The organism is Arthrobacter sp. B2060 (assembly GCF_059090445.1).
The window spans coordinates 49,633-69,777 of sequence record NZ_JBNHFR010000003.1 but is presented as its reverse complement, the minus strand read 5'-3'; the positions used below and the strand labels follow the sequence as shown (position 1 = coordinate 69,777).

The window sequence follows — 20,145 nt, the reverse complement described above, 5'->3', positions numbered from 1 at the left end:
GGCGCCTATCGCCCTATGTGGGAAAACCGGCCGAACGGACCGCTGTGGAGGAGGAGTCGGTCAGTTGCCCAGGTCGGAGTCCTTGGGCAGGGCAAGCTCCTCGTTCCGCGGGAGCTCCTCGACGTTGACGTCCTTGAAAGTGATGACGCGGACGCTCTTCACAAACCGGGCGGACCGGTACACGTCCCAGACCCAGGCGTCCTGGAGGGTGAGGTCAAAGTAGACCTCGCCGTCGGCGCTGCGCGCCTGCAGGTCCACATGGTTGGCGAGGTAAAAGCGGCGCTCGGTCTCAACCACGTAGCTGAACAGCCCGACGACATCGCGGTATTCACGGTAGAGCTGAAGCTCCATGTCGGTTTCGTAGTTTTCAAGATCCTCGGCACTCATGGTTCCATCTTGCACCATGCAGCGGGCCCCTGCGCACACGGAACAGGCGCAGCGGGACCGGCGGCAGCTTATTCGGACAGCAGGTTCCAGCTGACGCGGTGATACGGGCTGGGGCCGGACACCCGGATGGCTTCCCGGTGGGCCGCGGTACCATACCCCTTGTTGACGTCCCAGCCGAAGGCGGGGTATTCACCGTGCAGCACCTGCATGGTGCGGTCCCGTTCCACCTTGGCCAGAACGCTCGCCGCGGCGACGCTCAGGCACTGCATGTCCGCCTTGACCAACGTGTGCACCGGCGCTTCGCAGCCCGGATCGACCACCACCTCGTCAAACAGCGACGGCTGGGCGGCGGGCGACAGCCAGTTGTGGCTGCCGTCCAGCAGCACCACATCCGGCGTGATTCCGGCGCCGAGGATTTCGAACCACGCGCGGTTGCCCGCTGCCCTCAGCGCCCCCATGATGCCCAGCTCGTCGATTTCCCGGGCGGTGGCGTGGCCGACTGCTGAGGCCACGCTCCAGGCCCTGACCAGAGGGTCCAGCCGTTCGCGGTCGGCGGGCTTCAGCAGCTTGCTGTCCCGGACATCCGCCAGCAGTTCCATCCTCCGCAGGTCCACGACGGCAATTCCCACGCTGACGGGGCCGGCCAGGGCACCGCGGCCCACTTCATCGACGCCGGCCAGGAACCGCGCTCCCCGGGGAAGGAAGCGCTTCTCGTAGTCAAGGGTGGGTGCAACGGACATCGCTAGCCTTCCGAGGGGACACTCTTGAAGACGTCCGGATAGTTGTCCAGTGCCGCCCAGCGGTTCAGCGGCCAGGCGATGACGGCGGCTTTGCCCTCGACGTCGACCAGGTCAATGAAACCGCCGTTGGAATCCATGTGGGCCCGGGAGTCGGCGGAATGGTTGCGGTTGTCCCCCATGACCCAGACCTTGCCTGCCGGCACCACGACGTCGAAGTCACGCACCAGCGGCACCTCGGCAGGGTTGACGTACTTTTCATCCAGCGGGACCCCGTTGACGGTCACTTTGCCGTCGGGGCTGCAGCAGGACACGCGGTCCCCGGGCAGGCCGATGACGCGCTTCACCAGATGCTGCTCCGAGTTGTCCGGAAGCAGCCCGACAAAGGTCAGGCCGTCCTCGACCCAGGTGAAGGGGCCGTCCACTTTCTGCGGCGACGGCGGCAGCCATCCCTTGGTGTCCCTGAACACCACCACGTCGCCGTGCTCCAGGGCGAACGGCTCCGGGACCAGCAGGTTGACGAAGATGCGGTCGTTGACGTCCAGGGTGCTGACCATGGACTCCGAGGGGATGTAGAACGCGCGGAACAGGAACGTTTTGATGAGGAAGGAGAGAACGACGGCGATGACCACCACCGTGGCGATCTCCTTCAGCCACAGCAGGAACGGGTTGCGCTGCGGGGCGGGCTCCTTCACGCGGCGGCCTGCAGGCGCAGCCGGGACGGGCTCACCCAAAGCATGCCTTCCCTGCCTGGCAGCGGCCTGCTGCGGCTCGGAAGTCCCGGGATCGTTCTCCGGCATTTACTGTCCGTCCTTAGTCGTTGTAGTGGCCACCTGCGGCGGCCGTGCCACTGAGGCAAATCTATCAAGCGGCCAGATGATCTGTACCGGCCGGCCGATTACCTTGTCCATGCGCACCATGCCCCCGCCGGGCGCGCCCAGCAGGCTGCGGGAGTCGGCCGATACGGAGCGGTGGTCCCCCATCAGCCAGAGCCGTCCAGCCGGCACGGACACACTGAACTTCTGGTCGCTGGGCGCATCTCCTGCTTGGATATAGGGTTCCACGACCGGCTGGCCATTTACTGTGAGCCGCTGCTGGGCGTCACAGCAGACAATGCTGTCGCCAGGCAGCCCGATGACGCGCTTCACGTAGGTGGTGTCGCTGCCCGTGAGGCCCAGCCAGTTTCCGGCGGCGGCCACCGCCGCCGGCAGCGGGCCCGCGCCGGAGTGCAGCGGCGCGAAGGAACCGCTGCCGTCAAACACCACGACGTCGCCGCGGCGGATCGGCTCGGACTGAAAATCGGTGCGGGACACCACGATTCTGTCGCCCGTACTGAACAGCGGTTCCATGGACGCCGAGGGAATGAAGTAGACATCCAGCCACAGTGAACGGACCAGTCCGCTGACAAGGACGGCCAGGGCGAAGGCCAGAAACACGAAACGCCAGCCCGGTTTCCCTGGCTGGCGTTTCGTGTGGTCCATGATCCGTATCCTGTGGCGCTGTTGCGGATGGCTCCGGCGCTGGCCGGACACGGGTCGGGGACCCACCGTGAAAGTCCGAAAGACTTACTTGGCGGTGCTGAAGTCGCGCTTTTCCTTGATCTTCGCAGCCTTACCGCGCAGTGCACGCATGTAGTAAAGCTTGGCGCGGCGCACGTCACCCTTGGTGACGAGCTCGATCTTTTCGATGATCGGGGAGTGCACCGGGAAGGTACGCTCTACGCCGACACCGAAGGAAACCTTGCGGACGGTGAAGGTCTCGCGAATACCGTCACCCTGGCGGCCCAGGACGAAGCCCTGGAACACCTGGACGCGGGAGTTCTTGCCTTCGATGATGTTCACGTGAACCTTGAGGGTGTCACCCGCGCGGAACTCGGGAACATCGGTGCGCAGCGAGGCTGCATCTACGGAATCGAGGATATGCATTGATCCACTCCTGGTGAACGCCACAGGTCATTCACTTTGGGTCACGGCGGCCAAGCCCGGACAAACGTCCGGGAATTGCCGCCGAAGTGTTGTTGTCCGGTACCGCCACTGATTGGCCGTACCGGGGTGTCTTGCTGTTGGCTGCGCTCCCCCTGTGGCAGGTGCGGGCCCAGCAGACACAAGGGTTAATTATGCCCCATAGGGAAAGAATTGGATAATCTTGGAACGCTTCGTGCCGCTGGGAAGCAGCGGCGCGGGAACTGCTTAGGCGTCCGGCCGCCGCTTCAGGTGACCGTCGACGACGTCGTACCCCAGGTCCGCGAGAGCGGTGCGGTCTGCGCGGGGAAGATTTCCGGCGTCGAACGCCTCCAGCAGGTCCGGGCGGCGTTCCGCCGTCCTCCGGTACTGCTCGTGGCGGCGCCACTGCGCGATTTTTCCGTGGTTGCCGCTGAGCAGGACCGCCGGAACTTCCCGTTCCCTCCAGACGGAGGGCTTGGTGTAGACGGGGTACTCGAGCAGTCCGTCCGAGTGCGACTCCTCCACCAGGGACTCGGGGTTGCCCACCACACCCGGCAGCAGCCTGCCGATGGCCTCCACCATGGCGAGGACGGCAACTTCTCCGCCGTTGAGCACATAGTCGCCGAGGCTCACCGGACGCACCGTGAAGTGCTCCGCCGCCCATTCGATGACCCGCTCGTCGATGCCTTCATAGCGGCCGCAGGCGAAGACCAGATGGTCCTCCTCGGCAAGCTCGTAGGCCAGCGCCTGGTTGAACCGCTCCCCCGCCGGCGACGGCACGATCAGCACCGGCTTGCCCGCGTCCGCGGGACGCGCGTTCGCCACCGACGCCAGGGCCTGCGCCCACGGCTCCGCCTTCATGACCATGCCTGCGCCGCCGCCGTACGGGGTATCGTCCACCGTCCGGTGGCGGTCCGTGGTGAAGCTCCGGAGGTCGTGGACGTTCAGGTCCAGCAGACCGTCCTGGCGCGCCTTGCCGATCAGCGACAGATCCAGCGGTGCCAGGTACTCGGGGAAAATACTGACGACGTCGATTCTCATCTAGGCTTTGGCCCCCGGCTCAGGTTCGCCGCTGTCGTCCGTGCCCTGCTCGCCGCCGTCTTCGGTGTTGATCTCGAACAGCCCGGCCGGCGGGGTCACCAGGACGTAGCCCTCCTCGACGTTGACCTCCGGGACGATCTGCTCCACGAACGGGATCAGGATTTCCTTTCCGTCCGGCGTCTCCACGACAAGCAGATCCTGCACGGGCATCGTGTTCAGGGCAGAGATCTTGCCCACCACCTGGGAACCCACGCGGGCTTCGAGGCCGACGAGCTCGTGTTCGTACCAGCCCTCGTCCTCGTCCTCATCGAGTTCCTCAGTTTCGATGAACAGCTTGGCGCCGCGGAGCGCCTCGGCCTCGTTGCGCGTGTCAATTTCCTCGAAGGCGAGGAGCAGGATGTCCTTGTTCCAGCGGGCACTGTGCACGGTCAGGGGGCCCGCCGACGCCGGTTCCACCACGAATTCGGTTCCGGGGACAAACCGGTCCTCGGGGGCATCGGTGAGCACCTGGACTGTCACCTCGCCGCGGATTCCGTGGGGTTTGCCGATTCGTGCCACCTGAAGCTGCATGTGTTCCTCTGTTCCGGAGTGCGTTTCTGAAAGTTGGCGCTGTGCCGTGCCCGGCCAGCGGGCGGTGAAAGCAGTCCGGCCCCTCCACCGTTGCTGGTGGAGGGGCCGGATTTTAAGGCAAGTGTTGCAGGCGCGTTACCGGCGGCGGTCGGTATCGACGACGTCGACCCTGACCTGCTCGCCATCTGCCAGCGCAGCCACCACAGTGCGCAGTGCGCGCGCGGTGCGGCCCTGGCGTCCGATTACCCGTCCCAGATCCTCCTGGTGAACGCGCACCTCGAGGGTATCCCCGCGGCGGTTGCTCTTCGTGCTGACCTTGACATCCTCAGGGGAGTCAACGATTCCGCGGACAAGGTGTTCGAGCGCTTCTGCCAGCAACTTACTCAGCCTCGGTGGTCTCTGCTTCAGCCTCGGCGGGAGCTTCTGCCTTGGCCTTCTTGGTGATGGCTTCCGGGATGATCACGGAACCCTTTTCCGGGGCAACGAAGGCTTCCTTGGCAACCTTGGTCTTCAAGGTGCCTTCCTGGCCCGGGAGGCCCTTGAACTTCTGCCAGTCGCCGGTGACCTTGAGGATCGCGGCAACCTGCTCGGACGGCTGTGCGCCGACGCCGAGCCAGTACTGGGCACGGTCCGAGTCGACCTCGATGTATGAGGGCTCCTCGGTGGGGTGGTACTTGCCGATCTCTTCGATGGCACGTCCGTCACGCTTGGAGCGTGCGTCCATGACGACGATGCGGTAGTACGGTGCGCGCATCTTGCCGAAGCGCTTAAGGCGAATCTTTACGGCCACTTTTGTGGTCACTCCTGTTTCTGAAACGGGCTGAACCCGCGTTTCTGCACCCGTGGGGCGGGCCATACTTGGGGGGTTCGAAAGGACAGGATCCAGACGCGGAGAGAGGGGCCACGCAGATCGAGTACCTGTTTATTGTGCCAGATCAGCGGCCCGATTTCGACTTGACACGGGCGGGGGCCCGAAGCGGCAGGTCAGGAGGACCAGACGTAGAGGCCCGTGCGGCTGTTCTCGTCGACGCTTTCGGCAAGTTCGGCCAGCTGCTGGACGTATTTCCGCGCCTCGACGGCCCCAAACGGCATGTCGTCCTCGGCGGCCCACCGCTCGGCAACATCGTCAAGGACGTTGCCCTCGCCCTCCGATTCGTAGCTGACCAGCTCCGCCAGCGCCCGGACCATGGCCGGCGGCACGCCGAGCAGCGAGTCGCTGGCCACGTCCACCATGGCCAGTTCGTAATCGGCGCCTGCCGCATGGACAGCCGCTCCGGCGAGGTCTCCGAGCTGTTCGATTTCAAAGTCGCTGATCCCCGGGATGCGGACGCCGACCGCGGGGGCGGCTGCGCCCGACTCGAGGTCAGCGGCGCGCTTGAGGGCCTCACTGTGCGTAGCGACAAAGATTTCGGTGAAACCCATGGAATTCGTCCTCGTTCCGTCGACGGCGGGAACCCGGGCAGCGGTGAAGGCCGCCCGGGATGTTCGAGTTCAGCCTAACCCACAGGCATGCCCCGAATCGCGAACACCGGCTCAGCGTACGGCGACGCGGATCCGGTTGCGCCACGGGTCCTCGAAGCGCAACTCCACCCCCGTGTGGTGGGCAGCAACGCCGGCGGCCTTCAGGCGGTCGGCGAGCGCGCCGACGTCGTCCCCTGCCGGGACTTCGATGAGGACTTCGCCCAGCCCGAGTGTGTCCCGGCGCGGTCCTGCGCCGCGGCTGTTCCAGACGTTCATGGCCATGTGGTGGTGGTAGCCGCCGGCCGAGACGAACAGGGCCTGGCCGTGCCAGCCTGCGGTCTTTTCGAATCCCAGGGTCCCGACGTAGAAGTCATGGGCCGACTGGACGTCACCCACCTGCAGGTGCACGTGGCCCACGCCGGCTTCCGTGCCGCGCTGGCCTTCCAGCGCGTCCTCGGTCAGGTGGTCCTGCAGGTACTTCTGCGGCGGCAGCGCAAGGCTGTCCATGACCACATTCTTGCCGTCCCAGGACCACGATTCGCGGGGCCGATCCCAGTAGAGCTCGATGCCGTTCCCCTCAGGGTCGCTGAAGTAGAAGGCCTCACTGACGAGGTGGTTGGCGCTGCCTGTGAACGACCGGGGCTCATACTGGGCGGCGGTGGCGACTGTGGCAGCCAGGGATGCCTGGTCATCGAAGAGGAGCGCGGTGTGGAAGAGGCCGGCTTCGCCCCGCCCCGGAATGTTCAGTCCGGGGGCGGGAGCCAGATGGACCAGGGGTGTGTTGAGCCGCCCAAGGTAGAGACCGCCATCCTGCTCGGCTACGACATTGAGGCCGAGCGCCCGCTGGTAGTAGTCCGTCATGAGCTTCATGTCGCCGACCTTGAGCATCACGGTGCCCATGGTGAGATCGGCAGGAAGAAGATCCTGGCTGCTGGCTGCTGGTGTCATGCGAATGCTCCCGACTCCCTGGCCACCGGATTTCGATGGTCTCTACCTATCTAAATTACTTGAAGCTTCAATTTATTCCCAGCGGACGACACTTCCCCGCAAAACCACGGCCCGCAGCTGCCGTATGGTTTCAGGCACTTCCCGCGGGTCCTCTGCACACACCACAACATCGGCGCTCGCGCCCTCGGCCAGGCCCTCCGCGCGCAGCCACCGGCGGGCCCTCCAGCAGGCAGCATCCAAGGCGGCCGCGGCGGGGAGCCCTGCGCCGTGGAGGGCCAGGATCTCGTCCGCAATCCGGCCGTGCCCGATCACGCTGCCCGCATCAGTGCCCGCAAAAATCTCCACGCCGGCCTCGTAGGCGTCCCGGACCCGCTCGTTCCGGCGCTCCCACAGCGCCCTCATATGGGCCGCGTAGCGGGGAAACTTGGACTCGGCCCGGGCGGCGATGTCGGGGAACGTCGCTATGTTGACCAGTGTCGGAACGATCGGCACGTTCTGCTCCACGAGCCGCGGGATGTGCCGCGGCAGGAGCCCCGTGGCGTGTTCAATGCAGTCGATTCCGGCATCCAGCATCTGGTCGAGGACGTCCTCGCCGAAGCAGTGCGCCGTGACCCTTGCGCCTTCATCATGCGCCGCGCTGAGCGCGTCCCGGACGGCAGCGTCCGGGAACGACGGCGCGAGGTCACCGGCGTCGCGGTCGATCCAGTCCCCCACGAGCTTGATCCAGCCATCCCCGGAACGCGCCTGCTTCCGGACCGCCTCCACCAGGCCCTCCGGCTCAACCTCGACGGCGAAATTCTTCAGGTACCGTCGGCTCCGGGCAATGTGCCGTCCGGCACGGATGATCCTCGGCGCCTCAGGGCGCCGCTGCAGCCAGCGGGTGTCACTGACCACTCCCGCGTCCCGCACCAGCAGGGTGCCGGCATCGCGGTCGGTCATCGCCTGGGCATAGGCCACGTCGTCGTCCACAGCGCCGGACGGCCCCAGCCCGATGTGGCAATGCGCGTCAACGAAGCCGGGCAGCACCCAGCCGTCGAGGACCACGTCCGGAATGCGGCCGGGACGCTGAAAGGTCAGTTTGCCGTCCACAGCCCAGAGGCCGGCCCGTTCCTGGTCCGGGCCGGTGAGCACTGTGCCCGAGAATTCGATGATGCGCGCCATGGATCCAGCCTGTCATATCAGGCGTGGACGGGCACCGGCCAGCCGCCCTGTGGTAGCTTCGTCTACGACCACACGGGTGCCCCTGCAGGGGCTGAGATCGGGCTAGCGCAGCCTGCGACCGTTGAACCTGTCCGGGTAATGCCGGCGAAGGAAGTGAGCAGTACATGAGCACCCAGAAAACAGAGCTGATCCCTGCCCGAAAAGAAGCTGCCCAAAAAGAAGCAGCCTCCGGTGCGGACATCACCCAGTCCCTGAAGTCGCATTCGCTGGCGTACATCGAGGGCGACGGCCTCCGCGTTCCGGTCACGGAAATCGCCCTGGAGCCGTCACCCAGTGGGGAGCAGAACGAGCCGTTGCGGGTGTACCGGACGGCCGGACCCGGCAGCGATCCCGTAGTGGGCCTCGCGCCGTTCCGCGCGGAATGGATTGAAGCCCGCGGCGACACCGAGCCCTACAGCGGCAGGGAAAGGAACCTGCTCGACGACGGCCGGTCGGCCGTGCGCCGCGGCGCCGCGTCCGCGGAGTGGAAGGGCGCGCACCCGGTGCCACGCCGCGCCGTCGGCGGTAAGACGGTCACGCAGATGCACTATGCCCGGCAGGGCATCATCACCCCCGAGATGCGGTTCGTGGCACTCCGGGAGAACTGCGACGTTGAGCTGGTCCGGAGCGAAGTGGCGGCCGGGCGCGCCATCATCCCGAACAACATCAACCACCCCGAGTCCGAGCCCATGATCATCGGCAAGGCATTCCTGGTGAAGATCAACGCCAACATCGGCAACTCGGCCGTGACAAGTTCCATCGCCGAAGAGGTGGACAAGCTGCAGTGGGCCACCCAGTGGGGCGCGGACACCGTCATGGACCTCTCCACCGGCGATGACATCCACACCACCCGCGAGTGGCTGATCCGCAACTCACCCGTCCCCATCGGCACGGTTCCCATCTACCAGGCGCTGGAGAAGGTCAACGGCGAGGCCAACGCCCTGACCTGGGAGATTTTCCGTGACACCGTGATCGAGCAGTGCGAGCAGGGCGTGGACTATATGACCATCCACGCCGGGGTCCTCCTGCGCTACGTCCCCCTGACGGCCAACCGGGTGACCGGCATCGTGTCCCGCGGCGGCTCGATCATGGCGGGCTGGTGCCTGGCGCACCACCAGGAGAACTTCCTGTACACGCATTTTGACGAGCTGTGCGAGATCTTCGCGAAGTACGACGTCGCCTTCTCACTCGGTGACGGCCTGCGGCCCGGTGCCACCGCGGACGCCAACGACGCCGCCCAGTTCGCCGAGCTCGACACACTGGCCGAGCTGACCCAGCGGGCCTGGGAGTACGACGTGCAGGTCATGGTCGAAGGTCCCGGCCATATCCCGTTCCACCTGGTGCGGGAGAACGTGGAGCGCCAGCAGGAGCTGTGCAAGGGCGCCCCGTTCTACACCCTGGGCCCGCTCGTCACGGACGTGGCACCCGGCTACGACCACATCACCTCGGCCATCGGCGCCACGGAAATCGCCCGCTACGGCACCGCAATGCTCTGCTACGTGACGCCCAAGGAACACCTGGGCCTGCCGAACAAGGACGACGTCAAGACGGGCGTGATCACGTACAAGATCGCTGCCCATGCCGCCGACCTCGCCAAGGGCCACCCGGGAGCGAATGAGAGGGACGATGCCCTGTCCAAGGCGCGCTTCGAGTTCCGCTGGCGGGACCAGTTCGCCCTGTCCCTGGACCCGGTCACCGCTGAGGCCTTCCACGACGAGACGCTGCCGGCAGAACCGGCCAAGACCGCACATTTCTGCTCCATGTGCGGGCCCAAGTTCTGCTCCATGCGCATCAGCCAGGACATCCGCAACGAATACGGCTCCGCGGAAGCACAGGCGGCGCTGGCCGAGATGGCCGAAGGGATGCGGGAGAAGAGCCAGGAATTCCTGGCCGCCGGGGGGAAGGTTTACCTGCCCGAGCTGAAGCTTCCCGAGTCCGCCCGCCAGTAACGGCCACCCTATCGGGCCCGGTCCGGCAGGCATTGGGGGCCCGCCGGACCGGGCCTGCGGCGCACTCCGTGCGGGTAAGGAACGTTGGTCAGGACGCCCGCGGCTGCTGCCGCCGGCTGACCTCGGCAATGAACGACCGGATAAAGCGGTCGCCTTCCGCGGAGTCGTGGGGCCGGTGCCCGCCCGCTGCGATGCGGTGCAGGGCACCGGTTTCCCGCAGGTACCCGGCGATCTCCTCATAGAGGGGCTCCCAGCCGCCAGTGAGGACCAGCGTGGGAACGCCGGGGACGATCTGCAGCGGTGCCTGCCACGGAGGTGCCTGCAGCCGCAACCGCCTCGCGGCGCGCTGGCTCTCCGGGGTGCTTGGACCATGGCCTTCCGCGGCGAAAGCGCGCCGCAGGTACTCCCGCTCATAGTCGTCGTCGCCGAGCTGGTGCCGGACCTCGAAAAGAGGCTCCATCAGCGCCCGGTGGGCTGCCGTGGCGGGCAACTCGGCAGTCAGCGACAGGCAGGCCGGCTCCACGAGCGTCAGCGAGAACACGAGGTCCGGCCGTTCGACGGCGGCCATCATCGCCGCGATCGCGCCCTGGGCATGGGCCACTATGTGGCCACCGGCGGCGCCCCGGCCATCGTCTGCCAGCGACCGCAGCACGATCCGCGCGTCTTCGGCGAAGTCTGTTTCCAGCGGATCGGCTTCGGCATCGAACCCGTGCCGCCGCAGGAAGAGTGCGTCATACTGCAGGGCCATGCCGTGCTGGCGCGGCCAGGCGGCGGAGCCGAAACTCCCCGCGCCGTGGACGAACACTACCCGCTGCTTAAACATGACCCAACCTTATGGCAGCGGTCCGACAACCGAGCAGGCAGACATGGTTCCGCTACTTGCCGAGGAACTTGTCGAAGCCCTTGGGAAGGTTCAGCTGGGACGGGTCAAAGTCGCCGCCCTGCTGGCCGAAGGACGCACCCGTGGGCAGTGCCTTGGCTGCGTTGGCGCGCCGGGCCTCCGCCTCCCGGAGCTCCTGGGCTGCCTTGGCGGGGTTACCCGAGCGGGCCTTCTTCTTGGGTGCGCTCTTGGCACCCTTGCGGGGCCCGCCGCCGCCCATGCCCGGCATTCCGGGCATTCCCGGCATGCCACCGCCCTGGGCCATCTTCTTCATCATCTTCTGGGCCTGGCCAAAGCGCTCGAGCAGGCCGTTGACCTCGGAGACGTGAACGCCGGAACCCTTGGCGATGCGGGCGCGGCGTGAACCGTTGATGATCTTGGGGGCCAGTCGCTCGTGCGGGGTCATGGAACGCACGATCGCCTCGACGCGGTCGATTTCGCGTTCGTCGAACTGCTCCAGCTGCTGGCGGATGTTCTGGGCACCCGGCATCATCATGAGCATTTTCTTCATGGAGCCCATGTTGCGGATCTGCTGCATCTGCGCGAGGAAGTCGTCCAGGGTGAAGTCTTCCTGGTCGGCGAACTTCTTCGCCATCCGGGCAGCTTCGTCCTTGTCCCAGGACTTCTCGGCCTGCTCGATCAGGGTCAGGACGTCGCCCATGTCGAGGATGCGGGACGCCATGCGGTCCGGGTGGAACATTTCGAAGTCGTCCACGCCCTCGCCTGTAGACGCGAACATCACGGGCTTCCCAGTGACCGACGCGACTGACAGCGCGGCACCGCCGCGTGCATCGCCGTCGAGCTTTGACAGCACGACGCCGGTGAAGTTGACGCCCTCATCAAAGGCCATTGCCGTGTTCACGGCGTCCTGGCCGATCATGGCGTCGATCACGAAGAGGACTTCGTTGGGGACGATGGCCCGGCGGATCTGGCGCGCCTGTTCCATCATGTCGGCGTCCACGCCGAGACGTCCGGCGGTGTCGACGATGACGACGTCGTGCAGCTTCTGGCGGGCCTCTTCGACACCGGCACGGGCGACGGCGACCGGGTCGCCGGCCGGGTGCTCCAGCTCGGAGGTGGCGCCGGGGTGCGGGGCGAAGACGGGGACGCCGGCGCGCTTGCCGACGACCTGCAGCTGGGTCACAGCATTGGGTCGCTGAAGGTCGCAGGCCACGAGGATGGGGCTGTGGCCCTGCCCCTTCAGCCATTTGGCGAGCTTGCCCGCGAGGGTGGTCTTGCCGGCGCCCTGGAGGCCGGCGAGCATGATGATCGTGGGTCCGGTCTTGGCCAGCCGGATGCGCCGGGTCTCGCCGCCAAGGATTTCAACGAGTTCCTCGTTGACGATCTTCACGATCTGCTGGCTGGGGTTCAGTGCACCCGAGACCTCGGCGCCGAGGGCGCGTTCACGGACCTGGCCGGTGAATTCACGGACCACGGGAACGGCGACGTCGGCGTCCAGCAGGGCCCGCCGGATCTCACGGACTGTGGCGTCGACATCTGCCTCGGTGAGGCGGCCCTTGCCACGGAGATTCTTGAAGGTTGCTGTCAACCGGTCAGAGAGTGAATTGAACACGCGCCGTGCACTTCTTTCAGTGGATGTACGGATGGCGGCCCTGCGGCACACCAGCGTCTCGGCTGCTGTTGCCAGCTGCGTCGACGACGGGACTCGACTATCTAGGGTACCAAGACGGGCCTCCAAGATGGCATGCTGGCACAGTGACGAGCCAAACAACTGTAAAAACCCTGCTCATCCTCGGTGCTTCCGGTGACCTGACAGGACGGCTTCTGCTCCCGGGACTGGCCCGCCTGGTGGCCACCGGCCGGGCGGACGGCCTTCGGCTCGCAGGGGCAGGCTCCGATCCGTGGCCGCAGGAGCAGTGGCGGGACCGCGTCCACACGGCCTTCGCCGACGCCGCCGGTGCCGCAGGTGACGCCGGGAAAAAGGCCCTCACTGCGCTCGAAGAATCCAGCGCTTACCACCAACTCGACGTCACGGCCGACGGCCCGCTGGCTTCCCTGCTGGCCGGTCTGGAAGGCCCCGTGGCAGTGTACTTCGCGCTGCCGCCGCACGTGAGCCAGAAAGCCTGTGAAATCCTGCAGCCCGGCCAGGTCCCGCCGGGTACCCGCCTGGTCATGGAGAAGCCCTTCGGCTCGGGCGAAGAGTCGGCGCGCGAACTGAACCGCACGCTCCTGACCCTCGTTCCGGAAGACCACATCCACCGCGTGGACCATTTCCTGGGCAAGGCAACCGTCCTGAACATCCTGGGACTCCGCTTCGCCAACAATTTCCTGGAGCCTGTCTGGAACCGCGGGCACATAGAAAAAGTGGAGATCATCTTCGACGAGGACCTGGCCCTGGAGGGCCGGGCCCGGTACTACGACGGTGCCGGAGCGCTGCGGGACATGATCCAAAGCCACCTCCTGCAGATCATGGCGCTGATGGCCATCGAACCGCCGGCCACGATCCGCGAGCGCGACCTCCGGGACGCCGTGGCGGCCGTGCTCCGCGCCAGCAGCGTCAAGGCCCCGTACCAGGCCAGCACCCGGCGGGCCCGCTACACTGCCGGCAGCCTGAACGGCAGGCAGGTTCCCGACTACGTCAAGGAAGACGGCGTGGACCCGGGCCGGAACACGGAAACGCTCGCCGAGGTCCGGGTCGACATCGACAATTGGCGCTGGAAGGGAGTGCCGTTCATTTTGCGCTCGGGCAAGGCCCTCGGGGAAAAACGCAAGGAAGCGGTGGTCACGTTCCGGCCTGTCCCCCACCTGCCCGGCGGATTCACCGGCGTCGACGCCCCGAACAAGCTCAGGATCGGTTTCGGGCCGGACACGCTGGAGCTCGACGTCGATGTCAACGGCCCCGGGAACATCTTCAGTCTGGACCGCACCACGCTCCTCGCAGAACTGAATGCCTCCGAGCTGCTCCCCTACGGGGAAGTGCTGGAGGGCGTCCTGACCGGCGACCCCCTGCTGTCCGTCCGCGGCGACACGGCAGAGGAGTGCTGGCGCGTCGTTGAGCCGGTGCTCCAAGCCTGGGCAGGGGATGACGTCCCGCTCGAAACGTACGACGCCGGCACATCCGGTCCCGGGGGCTGGTCCGGTCCCGCCCGGGCCGGCTGACTCGGGGCCGGCTCAGCTCCGGGCGGGCTAACTCCGGGCACACGAAAGGGCCGGCCACCCGATGGTGACCGGCCCTTTGGCGTTGCCTCTGGCTGCCGGGTTGCGTTATCAGATGGCGGCTACGCCGCGTTCACCTGTCCGCACCCGCACTGCTTCAAAGACATCCATGGTCCAGACCTTGCCGTCGCCTGCGCGGCCGGTGTTGGAACTGGCGATGATGACGTCGAGGATGTCGTCAGCCTGTTCGTCCGTGGCCAGGACCTCCACGCGGATCTTGGGCAGCAGGTCCACGTTGTACTCGGCACCCCGGTAGACCTCGGTGTACCCCCGCTGCCGGCCGTAGCCGCTGGCTGCACTGACCGTCAGGCCCTGGACCCCGTAGGCCTCCAGGCCTTCCCGGATGGATTCGAGCTTCTCCGGTCGGACGATTGCTGTAATCAGTTTCATGCCCCCACGCTTTCCTTACCTGATGCTGAGTCGGACTTCTGCTCTGCGGTTCCTGCAGCAGGCACGGCATCCGTACCGCTGGTCGGGGCATTGCCCTTGATCAGTTCATGCAGCGGCTGGAAGCTGCCCCCGTGGCCGCCGACACCGAACTCGTAGGCGGTCTCGGCGTGCAGGCTGAGGTCCACGCCCACCGTTTCCTGTTCCTGGGAGACCCGGAAGCCCATGGTCTTGTGGATGGCCAGTGCGATCAGGAGCGTCAGGATGGCCGAGTATGCGATGGCGATGCCGGCTGCCGCGAGCTGTGCCCAGAGCTGGGTCAGGCCGCCGCCGTAGAAGAGGCCGCCGCCGACGCCGTCAACGGGCGTCGCGATGAAGCCCAGCGCCACGGTGCCGATGATGCCGGACACGAGGTGCACGCCCACAACGTCCAGGGAGTCATCGAAGCCCCAGCGGAACTTGAGTCCGACGGCCAAGGCAGATGCGGCACCGGCTACGAGGCCGAGTCCGAGGGCACCAACCGGGCTGACGTTTGCACAGGCCGGGGTAATTGCAACAAGGCCGGCTACAACACCGGATGCAGCGCCCAGGGAGGTGGGGTGTCCGTCACGAATTCGTTCCGTGATGAGCCAGCCGATCATGGCGGCGGCAGGTGCTGCCAGGGTGTTGACCCAGATCAGGCCGCCCTGCTCAGCGGTAGCGGCCAGGCCGCCGTTGAAGCCGAACCAGCCAAACCACAGGATGGCGGCCCCGAGCATCACGAAGGGGATGTTGTGCGGGCGGTGGTTCGGGTCCTTGCCGAAGCCCTTGCGGTTGCCGATGATCAGGACAAGGATCAGAGCCGCCACGCCGGCGTTGATGTGGACCACGGTGCCGCCGGCGAAGTCGATGGCCGGGCCAAGCGCCTGGCCGATCGCGCCTTCCTCACCGAAGAGGCCGCCACCCCAGACCATGTAGGCCAGCGGGCAGTAAACCAGCGTCACCCAGACGGGCACGAACACTGTCCAGGCGCCAAACTTGGCGCGGTCCGCGATGGCTCCGCTGATCAGGGCCACGGTAATGATGGCGAACGTTGCTCCGTAGCCGACAAGAATGAGGCCGTCCGGTTCCGTGATGCCTTCAAGGCCGAAGTTGGCGAACGGGTTCCCGACCATCTGCAGGAAGCCGTCACCGCCCGTCATGGAGTAGCCCCAGAGTACCCACACAACGCTCACGATGCCGATTGAGATGAAGCTCATCATCATCATGTTCAGTGCTGCCTTGGCGCGCGTCATGCCGCCGTAAAAAAATGCCAGACCTGGTGTCATGAACAGCACGAGTGCCGCCGCCACCATGAGCCATACGTGACCTGCGGTAAGTTCCATGGTGCACGTCCTCCCTATGATCGATGCTGCGGAGAGATATCCCCTTGGCCAACGCCTTTTGCGTCCTCCATAAAGTTTTGCTCCGGTGTGTTTCGCTGGCGGAGGATTTAGATTGCCGGTCTGTTACAAGAACCTCCCGGAAGTAAATGGTGCATATCTGGCTTGTTACGGTTATGTTTCACGCTTCCCATGCCTCCTTTTCCGCCCGCTGTCCAAGGATCTCCGCTTCATGACGCCACGCCCCCGTCCCGCCACCGGAAGACCGCGGTTCCCAGCCTTCAGGCGCACCGGAGATGCCCGGCTGCCCCGTGATATCAAGGTGATGCTCGTCGCGGCGTTCCTTATCGCCCTCGGGTTCGGGCTGGTGGCGCCGGTGCTCCCCCAGTTCGCCACCACTTTCGACGTCGGCGCTACCGCCGCCGCAGTGATCGTCAGCATCTTCGCGTTCATGCGGCTGCTGTTCGCCCCCGCGGGCGGGGTGCTGATCGGGCGGCTGGGCGAGCGACCGGTCTACGTGGCGGGCCTGCTGATTGTTGCCGCCTCCACCGCTGCCTGCGCCTTCGCCCAGGACTACTGGCAACTGCTGATCTTCCGGGGGCTGGGCGGTGCCGGATCCGTCATGTTCACGGTCGCGTCTATGGCACTGGTGATCAGGCTGGCCCCTCCGGAAAGCCGCGGCAGGGTTTCGGGAGCCTATGCCTCCGCGTTCCTGATCGGCAACGTCTGCGGGCCGATCGTGGGAGGCCTGTTGGCCGGGTTCGGGCTGCGGGTTCCGTTCCTCGCCTACGCTGGTGCCCTTGTCCTCGCGGCGCTCGTCGTGCAGACGCAACTGAGCCACGCGCCGGGCACCGGGGGCAAGGACGGCTCAGCCGCACCGGCCATGACATTTGGCGAGGCCCTTGCCGACAGCGCCTACCGCGCGTCGCTGTTCTCAAGTTTCGCCAACGGCTGGGCCACCTTTGGCGTGCGCATGGCAACGGTTCCCCTGTTCGCCGTCGCGGCCCTCGGTGCCGGCCCGGAGGCGGCCGGCTGGGCGCTGGCGGTCTTTGCCGCCGGAAACGCCGTTGCCCTCACGTTCTCGGGGAGGCTGGCTGACAATCTTGGCCGCAAGCCGCTGATGATTGCCGGGCTGGTGGTCACCGGCACGGCAACGGGCGGGATAGGACTCACGCAGGGTCTGGGCTGGTTCCTTGCCGCCTCCATGCTTGCCGGCGTGGGCGCCGGGCTCCTTGGCCCTGCGCAGCAGGCAGCTGTGGCCGATGTGATCGGGCGCGAACGGTCCGGCGGCCGGGTGCTGGCCGCCTACCAGATGACGGCCGACATTGGAGCCATCCTCGGGCCGGTGTTTGCCGGGCTGCTGGCGGACGCATTCGGCTACGGCTGGGCCTTCGCGGCCACGGGCGGGGTGCTGTTGCTGGCGGCTCTCGCGTGGATGCTGGCGCGCGAGACGGCGGCGCGGCACCCCTCGGATACGCCGCAAGCCGACTGACCCGCAGGTGTGGTCGTTCTGGGCGCTAACAACGATCACACCTGCGGGTCAGTTGGGTGACTGCGGCTAGTTCAGCAGCGCGTCGACGAATCCCTCGGTTTCGAAGGGTGCCAGGTCGTCCGCACCCTCGCCGAGTCCGATGAGCTTGACGGGCACGCCGAGGGTCTTCTGGATGGCGACGACGATGCCGCCCTTGGCTGTCCCGTCCAGTTTGGTGAGGACGATGCCGGTGATGTTCACGACTTCAGAGAACACCCGGGCCTGGTTGAGCCCGTTCTGGCCCGTCGTGGCGTCGAGCACGAGGAGCACTTCGTCAACCTCGGCGAGCTTCTCGATGACGCGCTTGACCTTGCCAAGCTCGTCCATGAGGCCCACTTTGTTCTGCAGGCGCCCGGCGGTGTCAACCATGACGACGTCGACTTCCTGGTCGATGCCTGCCTTGACCGCCTCGTAGGCGACCGACGCCGGGTCCGCGCCGTCGACGTCGGACTTTACGGTCGGAACGCCCACGCGCTGGCCCCACGTGGCCAGCTGCTCAGCGGCGGCCGCGCGGAAGGTGTCCGCGGCGCCCAGCAGGACGTCCTTGTCTTCCGCGACGAGGACGCGGGCCAGCTTGCCGACGGTGGTGGTTTTTCCGACGCCGTTGACGCCGACCACCATCATCACGGCCGGCTTGCCGTCGTGGCGTTCGATCCGGAGGCTGCGGTCCATGGTGGGGTCAACGAGCTTGATCAGCTCCTCGCGGAGGAGTGCCTTCACCTGTTCGGGCGACCGCGTGCCCAGGACCTTCACCCGTTCGCGGAGGGCATCCACCAGCTGCATGGTGGGTTCGGTGCCGAGGTCGGCCAGGAGCAGTGTCTCCTCCACTTCGTCCCAGACGTCCTCGTCGATCTTGTCGCTGGAAAGCAGGGCGAGGAGGCCCTTGCCCAGGACATTGTTCGACTTGACGAGGCGCTCCCGGAGGCGCGTGAGTCGTCCTTCAACGGGCAGCGGGGTCTCGACCGCAATGGTTTCCAGGCCGGCGACGTCGTCGGGAACCTCGGTTACCGGGACTTCGAGGTCTGCGCCGTCGGGCGCTTTCCGTGCCGGAGCCGCAACGGGGCGGTCCTCGAGGAGGGTCCCTCCGCCTCCGGGCGGCAGCACAGGATCGTTGGCGTCTCGGGTTCCGGGGTACTGCTTCCCGGACTTCCGTGCCTTGAGCAGCACCGGGACCAGCGCGCCGACGACCGCCAGGGCAGCAAGAATGGGCAGAAGAATTGGAAGGAGTTCGTTCACACTCCCTAGCTTCTCACAACAGCCGCCGGCGCCGCGGGCGTGCCCGAAGTGCCCGTGCGCTGGGAGGGCGGGGCTACACAGTGCCTTCGGCGGCCCTGGCTTGGAGCCTGTGGAGCGCGGCTTCGCTGCGTTCGGCGCCCCGACGCTCATCAATGACGATCGAGATCGCCAGAGCCAGGACGATCACCAGGAGGCAGACGGGCACGGACACACCGACGGCCGCGAGCCCAACACTGCCGGCCAGAAGCACCACAACACCACCAGTCCCGGCCAGGATGGCCCGGTCCACCCCAAGCATGTAGCTGAAGAGCGCGGTCAGGGACACTTTGAACAGGGCTACGGGAACAGCGATGCTGGCCACCGCCACGGCCGCGCTGATGTGGGCCTCGTGATCGACGTAGTACGCCACGACATGCAGTCCGGCGCCCGTGGCGGCGATGGCGGCGAATATCGGCATATGGCCGTAACCGAAGCCGAAGGAACGGTGCCGCTGGAGGTGCAGTGCCCGACCAGTCGGGAGGATGAAGTAGATCCACCACATGGCGAAGGCGAGCCCCGTGCCGCCGAGGCCCACCAGGGCTGCGTCCATGCTCCAGCCATGGTTGGCCACGATGGCCCGCAGGGTCTCGATGGCGCCGATCAGGCATTCGCCCAACGCGATGATCGCCAACAAACCGTAGCGTTCGGCGATGTGGTGCGCGTGCCACGGGGTCTTCGCCCGTCGTTCGGCGAGGTAGGGCGCGGCCATTTCCAGGAGAAACAAAGGCGCGGCCATGAGGAATGTGGCCAGGACATCGGCCTGCACGACCAGAACCACGATCCAGCCCAACTGCGCCAGCACGAGCAACCGGGCGTAGGTCAGGCACGCCAGCCGCCGGCCGGGATCCTGCCTCGCCGCCCGCAGCCACTGGAACACGAGGGCCAGCCGCATGATCACATAGCCGCCCACCATCACGGCGTTGTCCACGTGGCGTCCTTCTGAGATCGAATGGAACATGGGCTCGATGCCCATGGCCAGGATCAGCACGCCCAGGAGCTGGACCATCGTGACTACGCGGAAGATCCAGTCGTCGGTGTCGTAGGCGCTGGCAAACCAGCTGAAGTTAATCCAGGCCCAGATCACGCAGAACATCGCGAAGGAGAAGGCCAGCAGCCCTGCACCGAAGTGGGCCTCGGCGATCTGGTGGGCGAACTGGCTCCCCGCCACGCCGAAAGCGATCACAAACGTCAGGTCGAAAAACAGCTCCAGCGGGGTGGCAGTGCGGTGCTTTTCGTGCGGGTCACGCCCGCCCATGCGGGACATGGCGTGGCGAAGAGGGTGGGATGACATGGGCAAA

At 66.4% G+C, this 20,145-nt stretch carries 21 protein-coding genes and 1 riboswitch; of the genes, 3 read left to right on the top strand and 18 right to left on the bottom strand.

What is annotated here, in order from left to right:
* Positions 1–60: 60 nt before the first annotated feature.
* The 12 genes from AC5RUM_RS07070 to AC5RUM_RS07015 form a co-directional block, all read right to left on the bottom strand.
* Positions 61–387 (bottom strand): DUF2469 domain-containing protein, encoded by a 327-nt coding sequence (locus AC5RUM_RS07070; protein WP_400581532.1) that lies wholly within the window; start codon positions 385–387, stop codon positions 61–63.
* Positions 388–455: 68 nt separating this feature from the next.
* Positions 456–1,127 (bottom strand): ribonuclease HII, encoded by a 672-nt coding sequence (gene rnhB, locus AC5RUM_RS07065; protein ID WP_494034281.1) that lies wholly within the window; start codon positions 1,125–1,127, stop codon positions 456–458.
* Positions 1,128–1,129: 2 nt separating this feature from the next.
* Entirely contained in the window at positions 1,130–1,924 is a 795-nt protein-coding gene (lepB, locus tag AC5RUM_RS07060) for a signal peptidase I (protein ID WP_494034280.1), read from the bottom strand.
* Positions 1,925–2,605 carry a signal peptidase I gene (gene lepB / locus AC5RUM_RS07055; protein ID WP_494034279.1) on the bottom strand — a complete coding sequence of 227 codons (681 nt, stop codon included), beginning with the start codon at positions 2,603–2,605 and terminating at the stop codon, positions 1,925–1,927.
* Positions 2,606–2,689: 84 nt separating this feature from the next.
* Positions 2,690–3,049, bottom strand: coding sequence for a 50S ribosomal protein L19 (gene rplS, locus AC5RUM_RS07050; RefSeq protein WP_003806064.1), 360 nt, complete (start codon positions 3,047–3,049; stop codon positions 2,690–2,692).
* Positions 3,050–3,313: 264 nt separating this feature from the next.
* Entirely contained in the window at positions 3,314–4,108 is a 795-nt protein-coding gene (trmD, locus tag AC5RUM_RS07045) for a tRNA (guanosine(37)-N1)-methyltransferase TrmD (protein WP_494034278.1), read from the bottom strand.
* Positions 4,109–4,678, bottom strand: coding sequence for a ribosome maturation factor RimM (rimM, locus tag AC5RUM_RS07040; RefSeq protein WP_494034277.1), 570 nt, complete (start codon positions 4,676–4,678; stop codon positions 4,109–4,111).
* Positions 4,679–4,813: 135 nt separating this feature from the next.
* Positions 4,814–5,056, bottom strand: coding sequence for an RNA-binding protein (locus AC5RUM_RS07035; protein ID WP_400581538.1), 243 nt, complete (start codon positions 5,054–5,056; stop codon positions 4,814–4,816).
* 1 nt (position 5,057) lies between these two features.
* The gene (gene rpsP, locus AC5RUM_RS07030) at positions 5,058–5,468 is read right to left on the bottom strand and encodes a 30S ribosomal protein S16 (protein ID WP_056632653.1); all 411 of its coding nucleotides are present in this window, start codon (positions 5,466–5,468) and stop codon (positions 5,058–5,060) included.
* A 194-nt stretch (positions 5,469–5,662) separates the two neighbouring features.
* Positions 5,663–6,100, bottom strand: a complete 438-nt coding sequence (locus AC5RUM_RS07025) for a hypothetical protein (RefSeq protein ID WP_494034276.1) — start codon at positions 6,098–6,100, stop codon at positions 5,663–5,665.
* A gap of 111 nt (positions 6,101–6,211) precedes the next feature.
* The gene (locus tag AC5RUM_RS07020) at positions 6,212–7,087 is read right to left on the bottom strand and encodes a VOC family protein (protein WP_494034275.1); all 876 of its coding nucleotides are present in this window, start codon (positions 7,085–7,087) and stop codon (positions 6,212–6,214) included.
* A 72-nt stretch (positions 7,088–7,159) separates the two neighbouring features.
* The gene (locus AC5RUM_RS07015) at positions 7,160–8,248 is read right to left on the bottom strand and encodes an amidohydrolase family protein (RefSeq protein ID WP_494034274.1); all 1,089 of its coding nucleotides are present in this window, start codon (positions 8,246–8,248) and stop codon (positions 7,160–7,162) included.
* 62 nt (positions 8,249–8,310) lie between these two features.
* Positions 8,311–8,418: riboswitch (TPP riboswitch) on the top strand.
* On the opposite strand from AC5RUM_RS07015, the gene thiC reads away from it, so the two are divergent.
* Positions 8,413–10,236 (top strand): phosphomethylpyrimidine synthase ThiC, encoded by a 1,824-nt coding sequence (gene thiC / locus AC5RUM_RS07010; RefSeq protein WP_494034273.1) that lies wholly within the window; start codon positions 8,413–8,415, stop codon positions 10,234–10,236. Its footprint overlaps the riboswitch before it by 6 nt.
* A gap of 88 nt (positions 10,237–10,324) precedes the next feature.
* Here the strand turns inward: thiC and AC5RUM_RS07005 are convergent, their stop codons facing one another.
* Positions 10,325–11,059: an alpha/beta fold hydrolase gene (locus tag AC5RUM_RS07005; protein WP_494034272.1), complete on the bottom strand. Its 735-nt coding sequence runs from the start codon at positions 11,057–11,059 to the stop codon at positions 10,325–10,327.
* A gap of 52 nt (positions 11,060–11,111) precedes the next feature.
* Positions 11,112–12,689, bottom strand: coding sequence for a signal recognition particle protein (ffh, locus tag AC5RUM_RS07000; protein ID WP_494034271.1), 1,578 nt, complete (start codon positions 12,687–12,689; stop codon positions 11,112–11,114).
* Positions 12,690–12,832: 143 nt separating this feature from the next.
* Between ffh and AC5RUM_RS06995 the strand changes: the two genes are divergently transcribed.
* On the top strand, positions 12,833–14,236 hold the full coding sequence (locus AC5RUM_RS06995) for a glucose-6-phosphate dehydrogenase (protein WP_494034270.1): 1,404 nt from the start codon (positions 12,833–12,835) through the stop codon (positions 14,234–14,236).
* A 108-nt stretch (positions 14,237–14,344) separates the two neighbouring features.
* Here AC5RUM_RS06995 and AC5RUM_RS06990 read toward each other — a convergent pair whose 3' ends face one another.
* Positions 14,345–14,683 (bottom strand): P-II family nitrogen regulator, encoded by a 339-nt coding sequence (locus AC5RUM_RS06990; protein WP_131131786.1) that lies wholly within the window; start codon positions 14,681–14,683, stop codon positions 14,345–14,347.
* Positions 14,680–16,044 (bottom strand): ammonium transporter, encoded by a 1,365-nt coding sequence (locus tag AC5RUM_RS06985; RefSeq protein ID WP_494034269.1) that lies wholly within the window; start codon positions 16,042–16,044, stop codon positions 14,680–14,682. The genes AC5RUM_RS06990 and AC5RUM_RS06985 overlap by 4 nt, the downstream gene beginning before the upstream one ends.
* 229 nt (positions 16,045–16,273) lie before the next feature.
* On the opposite strand from AC5RUM_RS06985, the gene AC5RUM_RS06980 reads away from it, so the two are divergent.
* Positions 16,274–17,533: an MFS transporter gene (locus AC5RUM_RS06980; protein WP_494034268.1), complete on the top strand. Its 1,260-nt coding sequence runs from the start codon at positions 16,274–16,276 to the stop codon at positions 17,531–17,533.
* Between the two features lie 66 nt (positions 17,534–17,599).
* Here AC5RUM_RS06980 and ftsY read toward each other — a convergent pair whose 3' ends face one another.
* Both ftsY and AC5RUM_RS06970 read right to left on the bottom strand, forming a co-directional pair.
* Positions 17,600–18,808: a signal recognition particle-docking protein FtsY gene (gene ftsY, locus AC5RUM_RS06975; protein ID WP_494034267.1), complete on the bottom strand. Its 1,209-nt coding sequence runs from the start codon at positions 18,806–18,808 to the stop codon at positions 17,600–17,602.
* 73 nt (positions 18,809–18,881) lie between these two features.
* Complete coding sequence (locus AC5RUM_RS06970) at positions 18,882–20,138, bottom strand: low temperature requirement protein A (RefSeq protein WP_494034266.1); 1,257 nt, start codon at positions 20,136–20,138, stop codon at positions 18,882–18,884.
* Positions 20,139–20,145: the final 7 nt, after the last annotated feature.

Excerpts from the sequence above, each read along its gene's own strand:
- AC5RUM_RS07070 (WP_400581532.1), bottom strand. The coding sequence starts at position 387 with ATGAGTGCCGAGGATCTTGAAAACTACGAAACCGACATGGAGCTTCAG.
- rnhB (WP_494034281.1), bottom strand. The coding sequence starts at position 1,127 with ATGTCCGTTGCACCCACCCTTGACTACGAGAAGCGCTTCCTTCCCCGG.
- lepB (WP_494034280.1), bottom strand. The coding sequence starts at position 1,924 with ATGCCGGAGAACGATCCCGGGACTTCCGAGCCGCAGCAGGCCGCTGCC.
- lepB (WP_494034279.1), bottom strand. The coding sequence starts at position 2,605 with ATGGACCACACGAAACGCCAGCCAGGGAAACCGGGCTGGCGTTTCGTG.
- rplS (WP_003806064.1), bottom strand. The coding sequence starts at position 3,049 with ATGCATATCCTCGATTCCGTAGATGCAGCCTCGCTGCGCACCGATGTT.
- trmD (WP_494034278.1), bottom strand. The coding sequence starts at position 4,108 with ATGAGAATCGACGTCGTCAGTATTTTCCCCGAGTACCTGGCACCGCTG.
- rimM (WP_494034277.1), bottom strand. The coding sequence starts at position 4,678 with ATGCAGCTTCAGGTGGCACGAATCGGCAAACCCCACGGAATCCGCGGC.
- AC5RUM_RS07025 (WP_494034276.1), bottom strand. The coding sequence starts at position 6,100 with ATGGGTTTCACCGAAATCTTTGTCGCTACGCACAGTGAGGCCCTCAAG.
- AC5RUM_RS07020 (WP_494034275.1), bottom strand. The coding sequence starts at position 7,087 with ATGACACCAGCAGCCAGCAGCCAGGATCTTCTTCCTGCCGATCTCACC.
- AC5RUM_RS07015 (WP_494034274.1), bottom strand. The coding sequence starts at position 8,248 with ATGGCGCGCATCATCGAATTCTCGGGCACAGTGCTCACCGGCCCGGAC.
- thiC (WP_494034273.1), top strand. The coding sequence starts at position 8,413 with ATGAGCACCCAGAAAACAGAGCTGATCCCTGCCCGAAAAGAAGCTGCC.
- AC5RUM_RS07005 (WP_494034272.1), bottom strand. The coding sequence starts at position 11,059 with ATGTTTAAGCAGCGGGTAGTGTTCGTCCACGGCGCGGGGAGTTTCGGC.
- AC5RUM_RS06990 (WP_131131786.1), bottom strand. The coding sequence starts at position 14,683 with ATGAAACTGATTACAGCAATCGTCCGACCGGAGAAGCTCGAATCCATC.
- AC5RUM_RS06985 (WP_494034269.1), bottom strand. The coding sequence starts at position 16,044 with ATGGAACTTACCGCAGGTCACGTATGGCTCATGGTGGCGGCGGCACTC.
- AC5RUM_RS06980 (WP_494034268.1), top strand. The coding sequence starts at position 16,274 with ATGACGCCACGCCCCCGTCCCGCCACCGGAAGACCGCGGTTCCCAGCC.
- AC5RUM_RS06970 (WP_494034266.1), bottom strand. The coding sequence starts at position 20,138 with ATGTCATCCCACCCTCTTCGCCACGCCATGTCCCGCATGGGCGGGCGT.